This is a genomic window from Neisseria sp. P0019.S002, from assembly GCF_051957155.1.
GTDB classification, from domain to species: domain Bacteria; phylum Pseudomonadota; class Gammaproteobacteria; order Burkholderiales; family Neisseriaceae; genus Neisseria; species Neisseria perflava.
The window spans coordinates 1-563 of the sequence record NZ_JBQCWS010000046.1; the positions used below are offsets into that span (position 1 = coordinate 1).

Below are 563 nucleotides of genomic sequence, written 5' to 3' on the forward strand. Positions count from 1 at the left end.
CCCAAAGAACACGCTCCACCGGCTCAAAGCCACCTATATTCAAACGTTCGGCCACAGCACGAAGCGCATCGCCCTGATTGCCATGCGTAAACAAATAAGCATAAAGGCTGATCAGATCCCCGCCGGCATCATCAGTCGCATAATCAGCCCATGCGCCCGAATGCGTATTCACCGCAAATGAACCCAAATGACGGTCCGCGCGTGTCGGATTCAGCGCAAAAAACTCATGCCCCTTATACTTGCCGCCGGGCAACCATTCCGCAAGCAAATTATCCACCGCATTCAAAGCAGCATCAGCAACAGATTTAAAGTCTAATTTATTCATTTCAGACGGCCTTATACAAAATTTAGGCGTAAAAAAAGCCTGCCCCCCCCCCTCATGGAAAAAGCAAGTGGAAAAACATTCCGACATGGCGTCTTGGAATTCGGGGTCTTTCAAGACACAGTCAACAAAGCGACAGAATACGAACGGCGGCGATCACTATTCCATTCATTTCACACCTCAACTAATTCAGGCCAAATTTCAGCAAAATCATCAGGGCGTAAATCGCGCCGCGTAACAA

The 563-nt window shown here is 48.7% G+C and carries 1 protein-coding gene and 1 pseudogene; one reads left to right on the top strand and one right to left on the bottom strand.

Annotation, left to right across the window (positions count from 1 at the left end):
• Positions 1-325, bottom strand: a pseudogene (locus ACTHTY_RS11465) (DUF5906 domain-containing protein); the annotation flags it as partial.
• Positions 326-379: 54 nt separating this feature from the next.
• On the opposite strand from ACTHTY_RS11465, the gene ACTHTY_RS11470 reads away from it, so the two are divergent.
• Positions 380-563, top strand: a 184-nt coding sequence (locus tag ACTHTY_RS11470) for a hypothetical protein (RefSeq protein WP_440367736.1), incomplete at its 3' end; no start/stop codon positions are given.